The 20,958-nt window shown below is 70.1% G+C and carries 19 protein-coding genes; 14 read left to right on the forward strand and 5 right to left on the reverse strand.

The genetic code is table 11. The annotated features are described in order from the left end of the window. Positions 1–3: 3 nt before the first annotated feature. Complete coding sequence (locus E1295_RS26795) at positions 4–1,005, reverse strand: ABC transporter ATP-binding protein (RefSeq protein ID WP_246080385.1); 1,002 nt, start codon at positions 1,003–1,005, stop codon at positions 4–6. A 145-nt stretch (positions 1,006–1,150) separates the two neighbouring features. Here E1295_RS26795 and E1295_RS26800 point away from each other — a divergent pair, with 145 nt between their 5' ends. From E1295_RS26800 to E1295_RS26830, 7 genes are read left to right on the forward strand one after another with little or no spacing between them, the layout of a single operon-like run. After that, positions 1,151–2,359 carry a dipeptidase gene (locus E1295_RS26800; RefSeq protein WP_132633883.1) on the forward strand — a complete coding sequence of 403 codons (1,209 nt, stop codon included), beginning with the start codon at positions 1,151–1,153 and terminating at the stop codon, positions 2,357–2,359. After that, positions 2,359–3,942: an ABC transporter substrate-binding protein gene (locus tag E1295_RS26805; RefSeq protein WP_132633885.1), complete on the forward strand. Its 1,584-nt coding sequence runs from the start codon at positions 2,359–2,361 to the stop codon at positions 3,940–3,942. Before E1295_RS26800 ends, E1295_RS26805 begins: the two co-directional genes overlap by 1 nt. Before the next feature lie 4 nt (positions 3,943–3,946). Beyond that, complete coding sequence (locus E1295_RS26810; protein WP_132633887.1) at positions 3,947–4,900, forward strand: ABC transporter permease; 954 nt, start codon at positions 3,947–3,949, stop codon at positions 4,898–4,900. After that, on the forward strand, positions 4,897–5,745 hold the full coding sequence (locus E1295_RS26815; RefSeq protein ID WP_132633889.1) for an ABC transporter permease: 849 nt from the start codon (positions 4,897–4,899) through the stop codon (positions 5,743–5,745). Before E1295_RS26810 ends, E1295_RS26815 begins: the two co-directional genes overlap by 4 nt. Beyond that, positions 5,742–6,911 carry a M24 family metallopeptidase gene (locus tag E1295_RS26820; RefSeq protein WP_132633891.1) on the forward strand — a complete coding sequence of 390 codons (1,170 nt, stop codon included), beginning with the start codon at positions 5,742–5,744 and terminating at the stop codon, positions 6,909–6,911. Before E1295_RS26815 ends, E1295_RS26820 begins: the two co-directional genes overlap by 4 nt. 10 nt (positions 6,912–6,921) lie before the next feature. Next, on the forward strand, positions 6,922–7,761 hold the full coding sequence (locus E1295_RS26825) for an alpha/beta fold hydrolase (RefSeq protein ID WP_132633893.1): 840 nt from the start codon (positions 6,922–6,924) through the stop codon (positions 7,759–7,761). 19 nt (positions 7,762–7,780) lie between these two features. Beyond that, a complete protein-coding gene (locus E1295_RS26830) occupies positions 7,781–8,773 on the forward strand; it encodes an Lrp/AsnC family transcriptional regulator (RefSeq protein ID WP_166427429.1) in 993 nt (330 codons plus the stop codon). 308 nt (positions 8,774–9,081) lie between these two features. On the opposite strand, the gene E1295_RS48990 is transcribed toward E1295_RS26830, so the two are convergent. Genes E1295_RS48990 through E1295_RS26850 form a run of 3 tightly spaced genes read right to left on the reverse strand, consistent with a single transcriptional unit; the run spans position 9,082 to position 12,111 of the window. Continuing rightward, complete coding sequence (locus E1295_RS48990; protein WP_166427430.1) at positions 9,082–10,719, reverse strand: ABC transporter permease; 1,638 nt, start codon at positions 10,717–10,719, stop codon at positions 9,082–9,084. After that, positions 10,716–11,624 (reverse strand): ABC transporter ATP-binding protein, encoded by a 909-nt coding sequence (locus E1295_RS26845; protein ID WP_132633899.1) that lies wholly within the window; start codon positions 11,622–11,624, stop codon positions 10,716–10,718. Before E1295_RS26845 ends, E1295_RS48990 begins: the two co-directional genes overlap by 4 nt. Beyond that, the gene (locus E1295_RS26850; protein WP_132633901.1) at positions 11,617–12,111 is read right to left on the reverse strand and encodes a GbsR/MarR family transcriptional regulator; all 495 of its coding nucleotides are present in this window, start codon (positions 12,109–12,111) and stop codon (positions 11,617–11,619) included. The genes E1295_RS26845 and E1295_RS26850 overlap by 8 nt, the downstream gene beginning before the upstream one ends. A 93-nt stretch (positions 12,112–12,204) precedes the next feature. Between E1295_RS26850 and E1295_RS48995 the strand changes: the two genes are divergently transcribed. Continuing rightward, a complete protein-coding gene (locus E1295_RS48995; RefSeq protein WP_166427431.1) occupies positions 12,205–12,342 on the forward strand; it encodes a hypothetical protein in 138 nt (45 codons plus the stop codon). Between the two features lie 447 nt (positions 12,343–12,789). Here E1295_RS48995 and E1295_RS26855 read toward each other — a convergent pair whose 3' ends face one another. After that, positions 12,790–13,029: a hypothetical protein gene (locus tag E1295_RS26855; protein WP_132633903.1), complete on the reverse strand. Its 240-nt coding sequence runs from the start codon at positions 13,027–13,029 to the stop codon at positions 12,790–12,792. Positions 13,030–13,272: 243 nt separating this feature from the next. Here E1295_RS26855 and lon point away from each other — a divergent pair, with 243 nt between their 5' ends. The 6 genes from lon to E1295_RS26885 all read left to right on the forward strand — a co-directional run bounded on the left by lon (position 13,273) and on the right by E1295_RS26885 (position 20,944). Then, positions 13,273–15,630, forward strand: a complete 2,358-nt coding sequence (gene lon / locus E1295_RS26860; protein ID WP_132633905.1) for an endopeptidase La — start codon at positions 13,273–13,275, stop codon at positions 15,628–15,630. Between the two features lie 478 nt (positions 15,631–16,108). After that, positions 16,109–17,086, forward strand: coding sequence for a methionine ABC transporter ATP-binding protein (locus E1295_RS26865; RefSeq protein ID WP_132633907.1), 978 nt, complete (start codon positions 16,109–16,111; stop codon positions 17,084–17,086). Continuing rightward, on the forward strand, positions 17,083–17,739 hold the full coding sequence (locus E1295_RS26870; protein WP_132633909.1) for a methionine ABC transporter permease: 657 nt from the start codon (positions 17,083–17,085) through the stop codon (positions 17,737–17,739). The genes E1295_RS26865 and E1295_RS26870 overlap by 4 nt, the downstream gene beginning before the upstream one ends. A 9-nt stretch (positions 17,740–17,748) precedes the next feature. Beyond that, the gene (locus tag E1295_RS26875) at positions 17,749–18,570 is read left to right on the forward strand and encodes a MetQ/NlpA family ABC transporter substrate-binding protein (RefSeq protein ID WP_132633911.1); all 822 of its coding nucleotides are present in this window, start codon (positions 17,749–17,751) and stop codon (positions 18,568–18,570) included. Between the two features lie 135 nt (positions 18,571–18,705). Beyond that, on the forward strand, positions 18,706–19,290 hold the full coding sequence (locus tag E1295_RS26880) for a hypothetical protein (RefSeq protein WP_132633913.1): 585 nt from the start codon (positions 18,706–18,708) through the stop codon (positions 19,288–19,290). A gap of 118 nt (positions 19,291–19,408) precedes the next feature. After that, positions 19,409–20,944 carry an AMP-binding protein gene (locus E1295_RS26885; RefSeq protein WP_132633915.1) on the forward strand — a complete coding sequence of 512 codons (1,536 nt, stop codon included), beginning with the start codon at positions 19,409–19,411 and terminating at the stop codon, positions 20,942–20,944. Positions 20,945–20,958: the final 14 nt, after the last annotated feature.

Raw genomic sequence — 20,958 nt, forward strand, 5'->3', positions numbered from 1 at the left:
GGTTCAGGCGGGGGCGCCATGGAGCATCTCCTTCACGTGGTGGCAGGCGGCGTACCGGCCGGTTCCGGTCCCGAGCGGCGCGAGCACCGGGCGGGTGCCGGTGCACACGTCGCTCGCCCGCTCGCAGCGAGGAGCGAACGAGCATCCGGGCGGGGTGAGCGCGGGGCTGGGCGGCGCCCCGGGGATGGCGCGCAGCTCCGCCGCCGGCCTGTCCAGGTCGGGCACGGCGGCGAGCAGCGCGGCCGTGTACGGGTGGGCCGGCAGGTCGTACAGTTCCTCGGCCTGGCCGCTCTCCACGATCCGGCCCGCGTACATCACCGCGACCCGGTCGCTGACCTCGGCGGCCACTCCCAGGTCGTGGGTGATGAGCAGGACGGCGGTGCCGAGCTCGCGCCGCAGCCGGTCGATGAGCTCCAGGATCTGTGCCTGCACGGTGACGTCAAGGGCGGTGGTCGGCTCGTCGGCGATGATCAGGTCGGGTTCCAGCGCCACCGCCATGGCGACGAGGATGCGCTGCCGCATGCCTCCGGAGAACTGGTGGGGGTAGTCGCCGATCCGGGTGGCCGCCGCCGGGATGCCCACCAGGTCGAGCAGTTCGACCGAGCGTGCCCTCGCCTCCTTGCGGGACAGCCCCTGGTGCACGCGGAAGAGCTCCCCGATCTGGTCGCCGATGCTGAGCACCGGGTTGAGCGCCGACAGGGCGTCCTGGAAGACCAGGGTCATGGCGCTGCCGCGCAGCGCCCGGCGTTCCTCGGCGGACATGGCGAGCAGGTCGCGTCCGCCGAGCCGGGCGGTCTCCGAGCGCACCTCCACGCCGGGCTGGTCGAGCAGCCCCATGACGGCCTTGGCGGTGACGGACTTGCCCGAGCCCGACTCGCCGAGCAGGGCCAGCGTCTGGCCGCGCTCGATGGTCAGGTCCACCCCGCGTACCGCGTGGATCTCCCGCCCGCGCGCGGTGAACGTGACGTGGAGGTCGCGGATCTCCAGAACCGGTGACTCGCCCACCGCACCCCTTCCTCGCTGCGCCGATCGATTCACTGTGCCGAATGATGGCGTGTGATTCTCTTCTGACGCCGAAAAACACCATCGATGTTGTCTTATGCGCCCGATCCTGGCAAACTTCCGGCAATCGGACAAGAGGGGATACCAAGTGCTGGAAGCCGCGAAGAGCTACAAGGGCTACCGTTCCTACCAATACCTGGAGGCGGGCACCGACTACCGCGCGTTCGACCTGGCGCCCGAACTCGGCCGGGTCCCCGCGTACCAGGGGCCCGAGCTCACCACCGAGCAGTCGGAGCGCGCGCGCCGCCTGCTGACCGACAACCTCGTCGTCTCCCTGCACGACCACCCGTCGGTGTTCCCCGACGACATCCGCCAGACCGTCGACTACAACCGCACCGCCCGCCACCACACCGGCTACGAGGGCCTGGCCCGCTCCGGCATGACCGTCGTCTTCGACAACCTCATGGACGGCACCTGCTGCATCACCAGCCAGGCCGGCTGGAAGTGGAACGACGTGGTCGCCGACATCGGCATGCGCCTGTCGGACCTCGCCCACCAGGACTACGTCATCAAGGTCGAGCGCCTGGCCGACGTGCACGAGGCGCACTCCAGCGGCCGCATCGGCCTCGTGCTCGCCCTCGAGGCCGCCACCATGATCGAGAACGAGGTCGACAGGATCGACATGCTGTACGGCTTCGGCGTACGGCAGATGGGCATCGCCTACAGCGAGGCCAACACCCTCGGCAGTGGCCTCAAGGAGCGCGGCGACGGCGGCCTGACCCTGTTCGGCGAGAAGGCCGTGCGCCGCATGAACAAACTGGGCATCGCCATCGACGTCTCCCACTCCGGCGACCAGACCTCGCTCGACACCATCCGCCACTCCTCCAAGCCGATCCTCATCACCCACGCGGGCGCCCGCGCGGTCTGGCCGACCAACCGCATGAAGCCCGACTCCGTCATCAAGGCGGCGGCCGAGCGCGGCGGCGTGATCGGCCTGGAGGCGGCCCCGCACACGACGCTGTCGCCCGACCACCCCCGTCACAGCCTGGAGTCGGTCATGGACCACTTCACGTACTGTGTGGACCTGGTCGGCATCGACCACGTCGCGTTCGGCCCCGACACGCTCTTCGGCGACCACGTCGGACTGCACGACACGTTCGCCGAGCACCTGTCGCTCAACGAGGCGCACGCCGGCATCGCCTACGAGAAGGTGCCGTACGTCGACGGCCTGGAGAACCCCGCCGAGTGCTTCTGGAACATCATCGCCTGGCTGGTCACCCACGGTTACTCCGACGAGGAGATCACCAAGGTGGTCGGCGGCAACGTCATGCGCGTGCTGGAAGAGGTCTGGATCTGATGAGACGTGCCACCGTCCTGGGTGCGCTGGCCGCTCTGGCCGTCGCGCTGTCCGCCGCGTGCGCCCCGAGCGTGCCCGGCTCGTCGGAGTCGACCGGCGGGTCCGGCGCGCCCGCCGAGGCCGGCCGGCTGACCATCGGCACCACCGCCGACGTGGTCAACTACAACCCGCTGGTCGGCAACAGCCGTACGGACTCGTGGGTCACCAGCCTGATGTACCCGCACCTGACCCAGATGGACGGCGACGGCAAGCGCGTCCCCTACCTGGCGACGGAGTGGTCCTACTCCGACGACGGCAAGACCGCCACGGTCAAGCTGCGCGACGACATGAAGTGGTCCGACGGCAAGCCGGTCACCGCCGACGACGTGGTGTTCTCGGTGACGGCGGTGCAGAAGGAGAAGTTCGGCGTGGTCGCCGGGCTCATCACGGCGCTGGACAAGGCGAAGGCCGTCTCGCCCACCGAGGTCGAGTTCGCCCTCAGCCGCCCGGACGGCACGTTCCTGGACAACGTCGGCTTCTGGCTGCCGATCGTGCCCAAGCACGTGTTCGAGAAGGCGCCCAGCGTGCAGAAGTTCGCCAACGACTCCGACTGGGTGAGCGCGGGCCCGTTCAAGCTGACCAAGGTCGAGCGCGGCCAGCGCTACATCATGGAACGCGTCGACGACTTCGGCCCCGGCAAGCCGGCGGTCAAGGAGGTCGTCTTCCGGGTCTTCCCCGACGTGAACACCGAGGTGCTGGCCCTGCGCAACGGCGAGATCGACCTCATCGGCAACGTGCTGCCGCCCGCCACCGCGGCCGAGCTGAAGAACGACCCGAAGGTCAAGCTCCAGGAGATCCCGTCGCTGGGCTGGGCGCACCTGCAGTACAACACCAAGCGCAAGCCGCTGAACGACGTCCGCGTCCGCAGGGCGCTCGCGCACGCCGTCGACTACGAGGCCATCAGGAAGATCGCGCTCAAGGGCTACGCCAAGTCGTCCAACTCCAGCGTGCTCACCCCCTCGCTGCCCGACTACGCCGACCCCGCGGCGAAGGAGTACGCCTTCGACCCCGAGCAGTCCAAGAAACTGCTGGCGGAGGCGGGCGTGAGCAACCTCAGCCTGAACATGATCTACGACCAGGCCGACCCGAACATCGCCCGCTGGGCCCCCATGGTCCGCGACGCGGCGAAGAAGGCCGGGATCACGATCAAGCTGCAGGGCCTGGAGCGCAACACCTACCTCGACAAGACCGCCAAGCGGGACTTCGACATCTACGCCGGCTCGTGGGCGGTCATGGACAACCCGCCCGCCAACCTCGGCCTCGCCTTCAAGACCGGCGGGTTCATCAACTACGCCCAGGTCAGCGACCCCAAGCTGGACGACCTGATCGACCAGGCCCAGCGGGCGCTCACCCAGGAGGAGGCCAGGAAGCCGGTCCAGGAGGCCGCCAGGATCATCCACGACCAGGTCTACGACAACGTCCTCTACGTGGAGACGTTCAACATCGCCCACTCCACGAAGTGGACCGGCTTCAAGCCGATGCCGAGTGAGCTGCTGTCCATCCTGAACCCGCTCTCCCTCGCCGCGGCGAAGCCGGCGGGCTGATCCCATGCGGTTCATCGGCATCCGGCTGGCCCGCGGCCTGCTCACCCTCTGGTTCGCGGTCACGGTCACGTTCTTCCTGGTGCGCCTGCTGCCCGGCGACCCGGTACTGGCCGTGGCCGACCCGAACATGACCGAGGAACTGCGCCGGAAGCTGCTCGCCGACTTCGGCCTGGACCAGCCGCTCGGCGTGCAGTACCTCAACTATCTCGGGCAGCTGCTGCAGGGCAACCTCGGCATGTCGTTCCGGCAGTCGGTCCCGGTGACCACCGTGCTCATGGAGCGGCTGCCCTGGACGCTGATCCTGACGATCTCGGCCATGGTGGTGACGATCGCGCTGGGCATTCCGCTCGGCGTGCTCGCCGCCACCCGGGCCAAGGGCTGGATGGACCGCGTGATCCAGCTCACCGGCGTCACCGCGCAGTCGCTGTTCGTGCCGAGCGTCGGCATCTTCCTCATGTACGTGCTGGGCGTCTGGCTCGGCTGGTTCCCCATCGGCGGGGCGGTCGACCTCGACGCCACCGGCTTCGCCGCCACCCTCAGCATGCTGCACCACCTGGTGCTGCCGTGCCTGTCGCTGGTGCTCATCCAGCTCGGCGGCTACGTCCTGACGATGCGCACCACGCTGATCGACGCGCTCGGCGAGGACTACGTGTCGCTGGCCAAGGCGAAGGGCGTCAAACCGGGCAAGGTCGTGTGGAAGCACGCCCTGCGCAACGCGCTGCTGCCGACCACCACGATCGCCGGCCTCCAGCTCGGCACCCTGGTCGGCGGCGCGGTGCTGACCGAGACCATCTACGCCTATCCGGGCATCGGCCGGGCCGTCTTCGAGGCGGTCGGCCAGCTCGACTTCCCCGTCCTGCAGGGCGCGTTCGTGTTGCTCGCCGCCGCCGTCGTGGTGGCCAACCTCATCACGGACGTGGCCTACGGAATCCTCGATCCCAGGGTGCGTACCTCATGACCACGGTCGAGCTCACCCCCCGTCAGCGGACCTGGTCCGCCTTCCGCCGCAACCCGCTCGGCGTGGGCAGCGGGGCCGTGCTCCTCCTGCTGTCCCTGGTCGCCGTCCTCGCGCCGCTGCTCGCGCCCTTCCCCGAGGGGTACGGCTCCGACACCTCGCAGCCGCCGTCGGCCGCGCACTGGTTCGGCACCGACGACATCGGGCAGGACGTGTTCGCCCAGGTCGTGTGGGGCACCCGGGTCAGCATGGCGGTCGGCCTCAGCGCGTCCGTGCTGGCCATCGTCATCGGGTTGCTGATCGGCGTCAGCGCCGCCTACTTCAGGCGGCTCGACACGCCGCTCGGCGTGCTGGTGGACCTGTCCCTGTCGCTGCCCATGCTGCCGCTGATGATCCTGGTGGCGGCGCTGGCCGGGCCGAGCGTGCGCACACTGGTCGTCGTCATCGCGCTGTTCAGCTGGCCTGAGGTGGCCCGCGTGGTGCGCTCGCAGGCGCTGGCGATCGTGCCCATGCCGTTCGTGTCGGCGGCCAAGGTCGTCGGCGGCTCGTCGTGGTGGATCGTCCGCAAGCACCTGCTGCCCGGCGTCGTCCCCGTCGTCGGCGTGTCCGTCGTCCTGACCACCTCCCGCGCCGTGCTCGCCGAGGCCGGGCTCTCCTTCCTCGGCCTGGGCGACCCGAACAGCTGGTCGTGGGGCACGATCCTGCACAAGGCGCAGCAGTCGGGCTCCCTCGCCTCCGCCTGGTGGACCACCCTCTTCCCATCGGCGGCGATCTTGCTGCTGGTGTTGTCCACGACCCTGCTCTCCGTGGCCTACAACGACGCGCGCAACCACAGGAGCGATGCATGACCTTCTCCCAGAAGCTGCCCGGCGCCTTCTACGCCGGAGCACTCGGCCGGGTCCGGGCCGAGATGTCCGCCGAGGGCCTGGCGGCGATGGTGCTCGACGACCCGCTCGACGTCGCCTACCTGACCGGCTTCCACCACTTCCCGAACGAACGCCCGGTCGCCTGCTGGCTGCCGCTCGACGGAGACCCGGTGCTGCTCGTGCCCGACCTGGAACGGGAGTACGCCGCGGACCAGGGAGCGCGGGCCGAGATCGTCGCCTATCCCGAGTTCCCCGGCGTCAGGTCGCCGTTCGCGGTGCTGGCCGGGCACGTGCGCGCGCCGGGCCAGGCCGCGTACGCGCCCTCCACCAGCGTCGCCAGGGCGCAGGCACTGGCCGAGGCGTTCCCCGGCACCCGCTGGTCGGCCTCCAACGCGGTCGGCCGCGTACGGCTGCGCAAACTCCCCGAGGAGATCGCCCTGCACGAGGAGGCCGCCCGCATCGCCGACGCGATGATCGAGGCCGGCGTCGAGCTGGTCAGGGCGGCCGTCGAGGCAGGCGGCGACCTGCCCACCGAGACGGAGCTGGCCTCCCACGTCATCTCCCACGGCAGCTCCCTCATGTACGCCGGGCACACGGACGTCGTCGTCGTGCCCATGCTCACCGGCGGCCTCGTCTACGGCGGCCCCAACTCGGCCCAGCCGCACCGCCTGCCCGGCGGAGACCGGCTGCGCACGGGGGAGACGTTCATGCTCTCGCTCGGCTGCGCCGTCGGCGGCAGGTTCGTCGAGAGCGAGCGCACGTTCGTCATCGGCGAGCCGAGCCCGCGGCAGGCCCGCTACTACGAGGCCGTCCGCGAGGCGCAGGAGACCGGCACCGAGGCGCTCGTCGCCGGCACCACCTGCGAGGAGGCCAACCGCCGCTGCCTGAAGGTCATCGAGGAGGCCGGGCTGGCCGAGCACATCCGCCACCGGCAGGGGCACGGCATCGGGCTCGGCTTCCACGAGCCGCCATGGCTGTCCGACGGCGACGCCACCGAACTGGCCCCCGGCATGATCCTGTCCAGCGAGCCCGGCGTCTACGTGCCGGGCCACGCCGGCTACCGCATCTCGGACACCGTCCTGGTCACCGAGAGCGGGCCGCGCCGGCTCACGGCGTACCCGCGCGAGCTCACCGACGTCATCATCTGAAAGGCAGCCTGTGTTCGTCGACATCAACGACAACCCGCTCAACGTCGAGATCCTCGGCGACGGCGAGCAGACGATCATCGCCCACCACGGCGCCCCAGGACTCGGCTCGCTCGCCGAGCCTCGGGCCAGCTTCGGGCGGCTCGCCGACGCCTACCGCGTCGTCGTCTTCGACGCCAGGGGCTCGGGCGGCAGCGGCCAGGCGGGGCCGTTCACCCACGAGCAGTGGGTCGCCGACGTCGAGGGCCTGCGCCGCTGGCTCGGCGCCGAGCAGGTGATCGTCGCGGGCGGTTCGTACGGCGGCTTCATCGCCATGGAGTACGCCGCCCGCCACCCCGGCCGGGTGAGCGCCGTCGTGCTCCGCGACACCTCGGCCGACAACGCCAACCAGGAGCCGGCCGTCCGCAACGCCGCCGCCTCGTCCCGGGTGCGCATCGACCCGGCCAAGCTCGACCGGATCATGTCCGGCACCGTACGCGACGACGACGACCTGCGCGACTGCTGGCGGGAGATCCTGCCGCTCTACGACCACGACTACGATCCGGCCAAGGTGGAACAGCGGGCGGCCGCCACGCCCTACCACTACCGGACGCACAACTACGCCTTCGCCGTGAACCAGCCCGGCTACGACATCAAGCACCTCCTGCCCGGCATCACCGCCCCCACGCTGATCACCGTCGGGCGGCACGACTGGATCACCCCCGTCGAGTGCAGCGAGACCATCGCCGCGCTCATCCCCGACGCCGAGCTGCGCGTTTTCGAACGATCGGGCCACTCGCCGCAGGTCGAGGAGGCCGAGCTGTGGGAGGCCACCGTCCGTGACTTCCTGTCCAGGGTGCGCGAACGGTCCTGAACGCGCGATGATGCCACCGATGGAAGATCTCGACGACCTCGACCGCAAAATACTCGCCGCGCTGCACGTGAACGGCAGGGCCAGCTGGACCGACATCGCCCAGCTGCTCGGCATCTCCACCACCACGGTGGCGCGGCGGGCCCAGCAGCTGTTCGCGGCGGGGCTGGCCCGCGTGGCGGTGCTGCCGCACCTGGAGTGCGACGGCCCCGTCAACACCTTCATCGTGCGGCTCACCTGCGCGCCCGGAAGCCAGCTGCGGGTCGCCGGGCTGCTCGCGGCCAACCCCGACATCCGCTACGTCACCATCGTCACCGGCGGCTACGACATCGTCTTCGAGCTGGTCGCGCCCAAGGACCGCGACCTCTACTCGATGCTGGTCGAGTTCGTGCACGCCGTCCCCGGCGCCCAGCAGAGCAGCGCCGACCTGGTGCTGCACACGTACAAGGTCAGCTACGACTGGAGCGTTCCGGTGCTGGGGGAGCAGGCGGCGTCGTTCGCGGTGCCGCCGCGCGCCCGCACGTGCGGGCGCGGCCACCTCGACGACGTCGACCGCGAGGTGCTGGCCGCGATGCGGGAGGACGGCCGGGCCAGCTTCCAGTCGGTCGGGCGCCGCCTCGGCATCAGCGAGAGCACGGCCAGGCGGCGGCTGGAGAGCATGCTGGAATGCGGCTGCGCCACGGTGGCCACGTTCATCCCGGCCGCCGCCCTCGGCTACGAGGCCGAGATCCTGTTCTGGTTGTCGGTCGAGCCCAGCATGCAGGACAGCGTCGCCGAACGCCTGTCCGGCGAGCGCGGCGTACGGATGATCGCCTCCATGCTGGGGCAGGCCTCGCTCATGTGCGAGGTGATCGTGCCGACCACGGCCGACATCCACCACTTCACCTCCCGCACGCTCGCCTCGATCCCCGGCATCCACTCCTGGACGGCCGGCGTGCAGGTGCTGACCGTCAAACGCGGCTTCCTCATGGTGCCGTGGGCCGAAGACCGGATCGCCGCCGCCCTGGCGACGTAACCGGCGTTCCCCGGCGAACGGCGCGCCGCCGCTCCGGGCCGGCGCGGGCTCCCAGACACCGGGTTCGTACAGCATGGCGACCCCGGCGGCTTGGTGTGTCGGCGTCATGTTCGAAGGCAGGGTGGGCGGCCTGGGCGCCGTTGACGGCGGGGGCGGCGATGACCGGCAGGCTCAAGCCGATGTCTTCGACGATCAGCTCGAGCGCCAGGGTGTCACCGACGCCGGCCGCCCACTTGTTGATCGTGTTGAGCGACGCCGGGCACACGAGAAACCGTCTCCTCGCGCCGGCTGCTGCGCGGAGGTCGAGGTCAGATGTCGGGGTGCAGGTCCCGGCGTTCGAAGCCGCGTACGGCCGCCACCGTCAGCGCCAGTGCGACCGCCGTCAGGACGATCAGCGCCGTCGGCCCGGCGGTGGTTTCGGGGTAGTCGGGGCTCAGCTCTACGACGGACAAGCCGAGCAGCCAGCCGGGCAGCCCCAGCGCCCGCCCGAACAGCGAGGCGAAGAACGCGTACGCCACGACCGCCCAGACCAGCCCCGACCACCGGGGCGCCAGGCCGTAGAGCAGGAACGCGACGCCTGTCAGCAACGCGATCGCCGGCAGATGGACGTGCGCGCCGGCAACCAGCCGCAGCACCTGCGCCGCCTCTCCGGTAGCCGCACCGTAGGCGAGCCCGGTGCCCAGACCGGCCGACAGCAGCACTACGGCGCTGCCCGCGACGGCGACCGCGAGCTGGGTCAGGACCCACCGGTGGCGTGAGACGGCCGCGGCCAGCACGGCGTCGGCACGCCCCGAGCCCTCTTCGGCCCGCGCGCGTGACCCGCTCAGCACTGCGTACACGCAGGTGAACAGGGCCATCAGCCGCAGGTAGTAGACGAACACGTGGTCGGCGAACCGCTCTGAGCCCCCGCCGCCGAACAGTTGCCGGTAGACGTCGCTCTGCACGGTCTGGGCGGCGTCCAGCGCGCTCACCATGCCGCCGCCGAACAGGCCCAGCACGAACACCCCCGTAGTCCAGGCGCCAAGTGTGCCGCGCTGCAGCCGTACGGCCAGGGAGAAGGGGCCGCGCAGCCGGGCGGAGGCGCGCGCGCGTCCGGGCCGGGGCCGCAGTGACCCGCCGCCGAAGTCTCGGCGGGCGCCGAGCAGGAACGCGGCGGCAACTCCCGCGGCGGCGAGCGCCACCAGGAACAGCAGCGGCCACCACCGCTCCTGCGCGTAGGGCCGCATCGCCTGCGCCCACCCGATCGGGGACGACCAGGACAGAGCACCACCGGAGATGTCGCCGATGCCGCGCAGCACGAAAGACAGCCCGAGCACGCCGGCGAGCGTGATGCCGGTGACCGCCCGGCTGTGCTGGATGAGCTGGCCGACCGCGCCGGCGATCGCGGCGAAGGCCATGCCCACTGCGGCGACGCTCGACCCGAAGGCCGCCGATCCGGTCACGGGCAGGCCCATCCCGGCCAGCCCGGCGGCCAGCACCAGCCCGAGCGCCACGTTGGCGGCCGCCGCGACCGCGAGAGCCGCGGCCAGCGGGGCGTGCGGACCGACCGCGGCCGCGCGGACGAGCTCGGTGCTCCCGCTCTCCTCCTCCGCCCGGGTGTGCCGCACCACCAGCAGCACGCTCATCAGCGCGGCCAGGATGAAGACCGAGGAGCTGTCGTTGGCCACGAGAGGACCGAGGTTGCCCACCGTGGCCTCCGCCAGTCCGTATCCGGGACCGGTCGCCGCCAGCACCGCCGGGTTGTGCAGCACCGCGTCCACCCGGTCGGCCAGTGCCTGGTCGGCGCTGAACAGGTCGGCGTAGGTGCCGGCGTTTCCCAGGACGAGCCCACCGGCTAACAGGATCCACAGCGGGAGGCGCAGCCGGTTCTGGCGAAGGATGAAGCGCGCCAGCGTACCGGCCGCGGTCACGGCGCCACCCGCCGGGACCGGGGCGGTGGTGCTCATCGTGAAGCTCCTTCGGTGGTGGGCCGCTGGTCATAGTGGCGCAGGAACAGCTGCTCCAGCGTGGGCGGCCGGCTGACCAGCCCGCGCAGCCGGAAGCCGGTCACGTGCCGCATCGCGGTATCAAGGTGCTCGGCGTCGACGTCGAAGCTGGCGTGGGTGCCCTCGATGTGGGCGTCGTGGACACCGGGCAGGGTCTCCAGCCCGATGAGCGGTTCGACGGTGTCGATCTCGATGGTGGTCCGGGTGAGGTGCCGCAGCTGGGCCAGCGTGCCGCTCTCCACGGTGCGGCCCCGCCGGATGATCGTGATCCGGTCGCACAGCGCCTCCACCTGGCCGAGAATGTGGCTGGACAGCAGGACGGTGCGGCCCTCGTTGCTGACCTGGCGCACACAGTCCTGAAAGACCGCCTCCATCAGCGGATCCAGCCCGGAGGTCGGCTCGTCGAGGATGAGCAGCTCGGCGTCCGAGGCCAGCGCGGCGACCAGGGCGACCTTCTGACGGTTGCCCTTGGAGTAGGTGCGGGCCTTCTTGGCCGGGTCCAGGTCGAAGCGGTCGAGCAGGCTCGCACGGCGCCGCGCGTCGAGGCCGCCGCGCAGCCGGCCGAGCAGGTCGATCGCTTCGCCGCCGGTGATCGCAGGCCACAGGGTGACGTCGCCCGGCACGTAGGCGATGCGTCGGTGCAGTTCCACGGCGTTCTTGCGGGGGTCGCCGCCCAGGAGCACCGCGCTGCCCGCGTCGGCGCGCAGGAGGCCGAGCAGGATGCGGATCGTGGTGGTCTTACCGGCACCGTTGGGCCCGAGGAACCCGTGCACTTCGCCGGCCTGCACGGTCAGGTCCAGGCCGTCCAGGGCGCGGGTGGTTCCGTAGACCTTGACCAGGCCGGACAGCCGGATCGGATCAGCCATCTCGGTGGCGCGCGGCGCGCCGGTCCTGGCGATACTTCTCCCACTCTGAGATGAGTCGTGCACCGAATTCCTCCTCCATGAAGGTGTAAAGGTCCAGGAACTCCTCCAGCCGCTCCCGCCTGGCCGGATCCTCCCCGACGGCCTCCAGGCCGAGCTCGGCGAGCTGGCGGCCCCAGGCGAAGAACTTGCCGCGGTCCTCGATCATGCGCGACGCGTCCCCGCTCCCCTTGAGCTGGTAGTAGTGCTCCCGCGTGCCGGGGATCGGGGCACGCTCGACGAACTGCAGCTGCTCCAGCTGCCGGATCATCGGGCTCACCGAGGCCTTGCTCAACTCGACGACGTCGGCCAGCTGGGTCAGGGACTGATGCGGTGGGTCGCAGACCTGCAGCCAGCCGTGCAGGCGGCCGGCGGTACGCGAGACGCCCGTCGTCGACGCGAAGAACAAGGCGTAACGCTCGACGAAGTCGCGTTCTTTGGCTGTTGTCAATGTCCACCTCTATAGGATCTTTCGGATGTTTCTTAATGATCCTATCTTATGGAGGACGCCCGTGGGCCCGTTGGCCGGATCTACGGCCGGGACATGCTCGCCCCGGCTCGCACCAGCGCCGAGCAGGCAGGAGTGAACAACGTGGAGTTCCCGCACGGCCACATCGATGACGTCCCACTGTCCGCGGCCGCTGCCGACATCGTCATCTCCAACTGCGTCACCAGCATCTGACAGGCGAACTCCCGTACTGACCGAGGCCACCCGGTGCTCAAGCCCAGCGGCCGGCCGGACATCGCCGGCGTCATCACCGACGACGACCTGGACGACGACATGGACGTTGCCGCCCGCACCGCCGCACACGTCAACGGGTCCGTCAAGCCCGGGTCGTCGCAGCACAGTGACCAATCGCCGGCTGCGAGTACCCCCAGCCGACGGGCCGGCAAAGCGCGGATAACCCGTTTCGGAGCGCATGACCTGCGGAACTCCAGGCGTCGATAGACGCCTGGGGGGCTCCATGGAGGAAGATCCGCGCTGACTCGGCGCCTGCTGGAGTGAGTGACGGGTCTGTCGGCCGGGCGGCGATCCGGGCGGTGAGGGCCGTGAGGATGCAGACGACCCAGGTGATCTGCCGGCCGCAACGCAGGGCCACGGAGTAGAGGACCAGCAGGTAGGCCACGATCACGGGGGACGTGTAGGGAAGGGCTTCTGGCGGTCCGGCCGTCTTGGCACCCAGAGGACGAGGGGCATCGACACGAAGGCGACCCGCCACGCGGCCAGCGGCCACCGGTCGCGCAGCGCCACGAGCAACGCGACCGCCAGAGCGGTGAGGTAGGTGAACTGCTCATCGATCGGCAGCTGAGCTTGGAGGTTCCAGTCGTTCGCTGCTGGCTCGCCCGTCGCTCCACCTCGGCGAGTCACCCCTGACGTTCTCGTCGCCGGGCGCGGCGTCGGCCTCCGTCGCGGGCGCGTTGGACGGAGATCGCCTGGTCAAGGATACGGTCGGGCCCACATGCGCCGCGTCACACCAGGGGTTGATTCCACCGTCGCCCTCAGGTATCTGATTACATGATTACGATCGCCGTGAGCGAACATCGGCAAGGAAGGGAACAATCCGAGGCTCCGATGAATTGAGTCAGGTGTACTCAACCCTTTGGAGTTCGCATGAGTGAGAGCTTGATCCTTCCGGTCCTGCCGCTCGACGACGAGGTCGTCCTGCCGGGCATGGTGGTTCCGCTGGACCTGTCCGACTCCGACGTGCGCGCTGCCATAGACGCGGCCCGCGCATCCGATGGCAACAAACCGCGGGTCCTCCTCGTTCCCCGCATCGACGGCCGTTACGGCGCCATCGGCGTGCAGGCGGTGGTCGAGCAGGTCGGAAGGCTGCCCGGCGGCGAGCCGGCCGCCGTGGTGCGCGGCGTCGACCGTGTCCGCGTGGGCACCGGCACGACGGGCCCCGGCGCGGCCCTGTGGGTCGAGGCCGACACGATCGACACCGTCGCCGCCGGCGAGCGCGCCCATGAGCTGGCCAGGGAGTACAAATCGCTGGCCACGACGATCCTGCAGAAGCGCGGCGCCTGGCAGGTGGTCGACCAGGTCAACCAGATCGACGACCCCTCCGTGCTGGCCGACAGCTCCGGCTACACCCCCTGGCTGAGCACGGCGCAGAAGGTCGAGCTGCTCGAGGCCGCCGATCCGGCCGACCGGCTGGCCAGGTTGGTCGAGTGGTCGCGCGAGCACCTCGCCGAGCTCGACGTCGCCGAGACGATCCGCAAGGACGTCCAGGAGGGCATGGAGAAGCAGCAGCGCGAGTTCCTGCTGCGCCAGCAGCTCGACGCGGTGCGCAAGGAACTGAAGGAGCTCAACGGCGACTCCGAGACCGAGGAGGAGGACTACCGCGCCCGCGTGGAGGCGGCCGACCTGCCGGAGAAGGTGCGCGAGGCCGCGCTCAAGGAGGTCGACAAGCTGGAGCGGACCCCCGACCAGTCGCCGGAGACCGGGTGGATCCGCACGTGGCTCGACACGATCCTCGACATCCCGTGGAACGACCGCACCGAGGACAACTACGACATCGTCGGCGCCAGGGCCGTGCTCGACGCCGACCACACGGGCCTGTCCGACGTGAAGGACCGCATCATCGAGCACCTGGCCGTGCGCAAGCGCCGCCAGGACAAGGGCCTCGGCGTGGTGGGCGGCCGCCGCAGCGGCGCCGTGCTCGCGCTGGCAGGCCCTCCCGGGGTCGGCAAGACCTCGCTGGGCGAGTCCGTGGCCCGGGCGATGGGCCGCACGTTCGTCCGCGTCGCGCTCGGCGGCGTACGTGACGAGGCGGAGATCCGCGGCCACCGGCGCACCTACGTCGGCGCGCTGCCCGGCCGCATCGCCCGAGCCATCCGCGAGGCCGGCTCGATGAACCCCGTCGTCCTGCTCGACGAGGTCGACAAGGTCGGCGCCGACTACCGCGGCGACCCCACGGCCGCCCTGCTGGAGGTGCTCGACCCGGCCCAGAACCACACGTTCCGCGACCACTACCTCGAGGTCGAGCTCGACCTGTCCGACGTGCTGTTCCTGGCCACGGCCAACGTCCTGGAGGCCATCCCCGGGCCGCTGCTCGACCGGATGGAGGTCGTCACCCTCGACGGCTACACCGAGGACGAGAAGGTCGCGATCGCCCGCGACCACCTGCTGCCCAGGCAGCTCGAACTGGCCGGGCTCACGGCCGAGGAGGTCACCGTCGACGACGCGGCGCTGCGCAGGCTGGCCGCCGAATACACCCGCGAGGCGGGCGTGCGCTCCCTGGAGCGGGCGGTCGCGAGGATCCTGCGCAAGGTGGCGGCCAGGGACGAGCTGCCGGTCACGGTCGGCGACGACGACCTGGTGGGCTACATCGGGCGGCCGAAGTTCGTGCCGGAGTCGTCGCTGCCGGAGTCCCGCCAGCGCACCTCCGTGCCGGGCGTGGCCACCGGCCTGGCGGTCACCGGAGCCGGGGGCGACGTGCTCTACGTGGAGGCGTCGATGGCCGACCCGGAGACCGGCGAGACCGGGCTCACGCTCACCGGCCAGCTCGGCGACGTGATGAAGGAGTCGGCCAGGATCGCGCTGTCCTACCTCCGCTCGCACGGCGCGGAGCTGGAGCTGCCGGTCACCGCGCTGAAGGACCGCTCGGTCCACGTGCACTTCCCCGCGGGCGCCGTACCGAAGGACGGCCCTTCGGCCGGTGTGACGCTGACGACCGCGCTGGCCTCGCTGCTGTCGGGGCGGCTCGTCCGCGGCGACGTGGCCATGACCGGCGAGATCTCGCTCACCGGGCGGGTGCTGCCGATCGGCGGTGTCAAGCAGAAGCTGCTGGCCGCGCACCGCGCGGGCATCACGACCGTCCTCATCCCGGCCCGCAACGAGCCGGATCTGGACGACGTGCCTGAGGAGGTCCGCGACGAGCTGACCATCCACACGGTCAGTGACGTGCGCGAGGTGCTGGATCTGGCGCTCACCCCGGCCCAGGTCGCCTCCTCCGTGGCGGCCTGACCCGCCCGCTCGCGCAGTTCGCCGGACGACAGCGGCCCCGTGATCATGGGGCCGCTGTCGTCCGTGGCGCGGCACGGGCCGGTTCTCCGTGACGCGCCCGGCGGCAACCATGACCGTCGCCGCATCGCCAGAGATGTCTCTCGCGGGAGCGTGACGTAACTCACGGTGACGCGCCGGAATAGGGCGGGCTCACGGCGTCGTTGGCACGGGCGTGAACGAGGCATACGCGAACGACCAGGGCGCCCTGCGGGGCGTCGCGTGTTGTCGCATGCGTATGGGGCGAATGCCGGCCCGTTAGAGCATCCCCGTCCGCCCGTTCTCCTCGAAGGTCGTCATGATCACACCCGGTTACGTGCTGCGCAGGCTGAGCCATCGGCCCTTCCACCCCGGCATGCGCTGAACGCCTGCGGCTCCCCGTTCGATCCTGTACGTTTCCGCGGCCCCCGACGGCGGCCGCCCTTCAGTGGTGGGATGATCCGTGATCCACGCTTCCGGCCTGCGCAAGCACTATAGCGCCACCGTCGCCCTGGACGGCGTCGACCTGCACGTGCGCGAAGGTGAGATCCACGGCGTGCTCGGCCGGAGCGGCGCCGGCAAGAGCACGCTGCTGCGCTGCGTCAACCTGCTCGAACGCCCCACCGCGGGCACCGTCACCGTCGCGGGCCAGGACCTGACCGCGCTGGGCGATCGCGAGCTGAACCGGGCCAGGCAGCGCATCGGCATGATCCACCAGCACTTCGCGCTGCTCTCCTCGCGCACGGTCGCCGGCAACGTCGCCTTCCCGCTGGAGGTCATGGGCGTGCCCAGGGCCGAGCGCCGGCGCAGGGTCGCCGAGCTGCTGGAGCTCGTCGGCCTCGGCGGGCGCGGCAAGGACCGCCCCCACCAGCTGTCCGGCGGGCAGAAGCAGCGCGTCGGCATCGCCAGGGCGCTGGCGGGCAACCCGTCGGTGCTGCTGTCCGACGAGGCCACCTCCGCGCTCGACCCGGCCACCACCCAGTCGATCCTCGCCCTGCTCAAGCGGCTCAACGCCGAGCTGGGCCTGACGATCCTGCTCATCACCCACGAGATGGACGTCGTCAAGACCGTCTGCGACTCGGTCGCCATCATGGCGGAGGGCCGCATCGAGGAGTCGGGGGCCATCGCCGACCTCATCAGGACGCCCGGATCCCGCCTGACCAGGGAGATCTTCCCGCTGCCCGAGCCCGCCCAGGCCGGCACGGTGACGCTGACGTTCACCGGCGACCCGGGCCGGCCGGTCGTGTCGGAGGTCGTGCGCAAGTTCGACGTGGACGTGAGCATCATGGGCGGTTCGATCCAGGAACTGGCGAGCGGCCAGGCCGGCCGGTTGCGCGTCGTGCTCGACGGTGCCGACTCCGGCGCGGCGCTGGCCTACCTGCGTGACTCCGGGCTGATCGTCGAGGTCGCGGGGGAGACCCGGGAAGGCAGGGCCGCATGACCTGGGAAGAACTGCTGCCGCTGCTGTGGCCGGCGACCGTGGAGACGGCGCTGATGGTCGGCTGGTCGACGCTGTTCACCGCGCTGCTCGGGCTGCCGCTCGGCGTGGCGCTCGTGGTGTTCGACCACGGAGGGCTGCGGCCCGTGCCGGCGCTGAAGTCGGCGCTCGGGTTCGTGGTCAACATCGGGCGCTCGCTGCCGTTCATCGTGTTGATGATCGCCATCATCCCGTTCACCCGGCTCGTCGTCGGCACCACGATCGGGACCGCCGCCGTGGTGGTGCCTCTCACGGTCGGCGCGGTGCCGTTCTTCGCGCGGCTGGTCGAGACGGCGCTCAGGGAGGTCGGTACGGACGTCGTGCAGGCCGCCCAGGCCATGGGCGCGGGCCGCGCCGCGATCGTGCGCAAGGTGCTCCTGCCCGAGGCGCTGCCCGGCCTGGTGGCGGGCCTGACCGTCACGGTGGTCGCGCTCATCGGCTATTCCGCCATGGCCGGCACGATCGGCGGCGGCGGGCTGGGCGACCTGGCCATCCGGTACGGCTACCAGCGGTTCGAGACGCTGGTGATGATCGTCACCGTCGTGGTGCTCATCGTGATCGTGCAACTCCTGCAGAGCCTGGGCGACTGGGTCGCCAGGCGCCTATCGCACAAGTAAGGGAAAATCATGAAATTTGGTCGCATTGTGGGTGTGGTTGCGCTGGCGTTGTCGCTTACCGCATGTGGTACGTCGCAGTCCGCCACGACCGCCGCCGAGTCGGCCGACGACGTGCTCAAGATCGGCGCCAGCCCGGTGCCGCACGCCGAGATCCTCGGCTTCGTCAAGGACAACCTGGCCCCGGCCGCCGGCCTCAAGCTGGAGGTCGTGGAGTTCACCGACTACGTGCAGCCCAACACCCAGCTCGACGAGGGCCTGCTGACCGCGAACTACTTCCAGCACAAGCCGTACCTCGACGACTTCAACTCCTCCAAGGGCACCGAGCTGGCGTTCGCCGCGCCGGTCCACCTGGAGCCGCTCGGCCTGTACTCCAAGAAGATCACCGACGTGAAGGCGCTGCCCGCGGGCGCCACGGTGGCCGTACCGAACGACGCCACCAACCTGGGCCGCGCGCTCAAGCTGCTGGCCGACAACGGCGTGGTCAAGCTGAAGGATGGCGCGGGCACCGCCGCCACCGAGCGCGACGTGACGGAGAACCCGAAGAACCTGCGCTTCCAGCCGCTGGAGGCCGCGCAGCTCCCGCGCTCGCTGGAGGACGTCGACGCCGCGGTGGTCAACGGCAACTATGCGATCGAGGCCGGGCTCAAGCCCGCGTCGCAGGCGCTGGTGCTGGAGAAGACCCAGGGCAACCCGTACGTCAACGGCCTGGTCGTGCGGGCGGGCCACGAGAAGGACGCGAACATCGTGACCCTCGGCAAGCTGCTGCGGGACCAGCGGGTCAAGGACTTCATCCAGCAGAAGTACGCCGGCTCCGTGATTCCCGCGGAATGATATTGAGAAACGGGTGTGGCGGCCGGGAATAACGGACGATCAATTCCTTTCGAACGGCAAGCCATTTGTAAGCGGTGCGCAATCGGCCGGGCGTATTAAAACGGGGTCAGCAAAACCTCTCCCGAGGAGGCCCAAGTGCGATTCCTTACGCGAATCATGCTCGGCGTCGTCGCCACCGTCCTGGTGGCGCTCATCGCTCCGGCCGCCGCGAACGCGACGGCGGGCAGCACGGCATCCGACACCCGCTCGTACCACGTGAGCTGGGGATCTTATTACTCCACCGACCACAAGGCCAAGGCGTCAGGCCACGTGTCGGTCGACAAGAAGCGCGTCAAGCACTGGTACGTGAAGTGGGTTCCGGTGAAGAAGCGCGTGTGCTGGGAGGATTCCAAGGGCCACAAGCACTGCAAGTGGGTCGTGAAGAAAATCAAGAAGCACGTGTGGGAGTGGCGTTACGAGCGTTCCTACACCGTGCACAGCACCCTCTCGAACCACAAATGGCAGGGCCGCAGCAAGTGTGCGTGGGAAACGTTCAAGGTCGTGCGTGAGAACGGTTCCTCGTACGTCGAGCAGTTCCGTAACTGCGGCAGGCACCCGAGGCACTTCTCCTTCCACGCCGAGGACGCCGCCCGCATCTACGTGGACGTGATCAGAGGCAACCACCACCACTCGACCGGCCGCCACAGCGGCTGGCGGAACGTCTTCCACGCGGCCGCCTGACGCGCCCGCCCACGAGCCGCGGCCTCGACGACGAGGCCGCGGCTTCGCCGTACCACGCCAGAAGCCCGCGAGCCGGGGTTCTGGCGTGGTGGCCGAGCAACCGAATACTGTTCTGTTCATGTATCCGGGAGCCATCGCAGCAGCCACCCCAGACAAGCCCGCTGTGATCATGGCGGGCTCCGGGAAGGTTCTCACCTACCGCGAACTGGACGAGGAATCAAACCGGCTGGCCCACCTGTTCCGCGCGGCGGGACTGCGGCCGGGCGACCACATCGCCTTCATGCTCGCCAACCATCCGCTCTTCCTGGCCATCGCCTGGGCCGCGCACCGCTCGGGCCTCTACTACACGCCGGTCGGCTCGCGCCTGCAGGCCGACGAACTGGCCTACATCGTCGGCAACTGCGGCGCCCGGGTGTTCATCTCGAGCGCCGACCTGGCCGGCGTCGCCACCTCCGTCACCGAGGCCACGCCGGGGGTCGAGCTGCGGCTCATGCTGGACGGCGTGGCCGAGGGCTTCGCGTCCTACGAGGAGGCGGTCGCCGGTCAGCCGGTCACGCCCATAGCCGACGAGTGCCTCGGGGCGGACATGCTCTACTCCTCCGGCACCACGGGGCGCCCCAAGGGCGTCAAGCCCGCTTCCTCGCACGGTCCGCTCACCGAGCCCGGGATGTTGCTCAAGCTCATCGAGGCGCTGTTCGCGCCGTCGTCCGACAGCGTCTACCTCTCGCCGGCGCCGCTCCATCACGCCGCGCCGCTGCGCTACTGCCTGACGTTCCAGCAGCTCGGCGCGACGGTCGTGGTGATGGAACGCTTCGACCCGGAGCAGTACCTGGCGCTGGTGGAGAGGTACGGGGTGACGCACTCGCAGCTCGTGCCGGCGATGTTCATCAAGATGCTCAAGCTGCCGCCGGAAACCCGGGCAAAATACGATATTTCCTCGCTTAGGTATGCGATCCATGCCGCCGCCCCCTGCCCGGTCCCCGTCAAGGAAAAGATGATCGACTGGTGGGGCCCGATCATCCACGAGTACTACGCCGGCACCGAGGGTAACGGCTTCGTCTACGTCGGCTCCGAGGACTGGCTGCGGCACAAGGGCACGGTCGGCCGCTCCCTGCTCGGCATCGTGCACATCTGCGACGAGAACGGCGACGACCTGCCGCCGGGCGAGCACGGCACGATCTTCTTCGAGAACGGCGGCCGCTTCGAGTACCACGGCGACCCTGACAAGACCCGCTCGGCCCAGGACCCGCGGGGGAGGGGCTGGACGACCCTGGGGGACATCGGCTACCTCGACGACGACGGTTTCCTCCACCTCACCGACCGCCGCTCGTACATGATCATCTCGGGCGGCGTGAACATCTACCCGCAGGAGGCCGAGAACGTGTTGTCGGTGCATCCGAAGGTCGCCGACGTCGCGGTGTTCGGGGTGCCGGACGAGGAGATGGGGGAGCAGGTCAAGGCCGTGGTGGAGCCGGCGTCCATGGAGGAGGCGGGCCCCGGGCTGGAGGCGGAGCTGATCGCGTACTGCCGGGAACACCTCGCCCCTTACAAGTGCCCGAGGTCGGTGGACTTCCGCGAGCGCCTTCCCCGTCATCCGACGGGCAAGCTCTACAAACGCCTGCTGCGCGACGAGTACTGGCCGGCGCGAATGTAAAGGTCCGGTCACAA

It is taken from the genome of Nonomuraea mesophila (assembly GCF_004352805.1).
GTDB classification, from domain to species: Bacteria; Actinomycetota; Actinomycetes; order Streptosporangiales; family Streptosporangiaceae; genus Nonomuraea; species Nonomuraea longispora.

Excerpts from the sequence above, each read along its gene's own strand:
- E1295_RS26805 (WP_132633885.1), top strand. The coding sequence starts at position 2,359 with ATGAGACGTGCCACCGTCCTGGGTGCGCTGGCCGCTCTGGCCGTCGCG.
- E1295_RS26810 (WP_132633887.1), top strand. The coding sequence starts at position 3,947 with ATGCGGTTCATCGGCATCCGGCTGGCCCGCGGCCTGCTCACCCTCTGG.
- E1295_RS26815 (WP_132633889.1), top strand. The coding sequence starts at position 4,897 with ATGACCACGGTCGAGCTCACCCCCCGTCAGCGGACCTGGTCCGCCTTC.
- E1295_RS26820 (WP_132633891.1), top strand. The coding sequence starts at position 5,742 with ATGACCTTCTCCCAGAAGCTGCCCGGCGCCTTCTACGCCGGAGCACTC.
- E1295_RS26830 (WP_166427429.1), top strand. The coding sequence starts at position 7,781 with ATGGAAGATCTCGACGACCTCGACCGCAAAATACTCGCCGCGCTGCAC.
- E1295_RS48990 (WP_166427430.1), bottom strand. The coding sequence starts at position 10,719 with ATGAGCACCACCGCCCCGGTCCCGGCGGGTGGCGCCGTGACCGCGGCC.
- E1295_RS26845 (WP_132633899.1), bottom strand. The coding sequence starts at position 11,624 with ATGGCTGATCCGATCCGGCTGTCCGGCCTGGTCAAGGTCTACGGAACC.
- E1295_RS48995 (WP_166427431.1), top strand. The coding sequence starts at position 12,205 with ATGCTCGCCCCGGCTCGCACCAGCGCCGAGCAGGCAGGAGTGAACAAC.
- lon (WP_132633905.1), top strand. The coding sequence starts at position 13,273 with ATGAGTGAGAGCTTGATCCTTCCGGTCCTGCCGCTCGACGACGAGGTC.
- E1295_RS26870 (WP_132633909.1), top strand. The coding sequence starts at position 17,083 with ATGACCTGGGAAGAACTGCTGCCGCTGCTGTGGCCGGCGACCGTGGAG.
- E1295_RS26875 (WP_132633911.1), top strand. The coding sequence starts at position 17,749 with ATGAAATTTGGTCGCATTGTGGGTGTGGTTGCGCTGGCGTTGTCGCTT.
- E1295_RS26885 (WP_132633915.1), top strand. The coding sequence starts at position 19,409 with ATGTATCCGGGAGCCATCGCAGCAGCCACCCCAGACAAGCCCGCTGTG.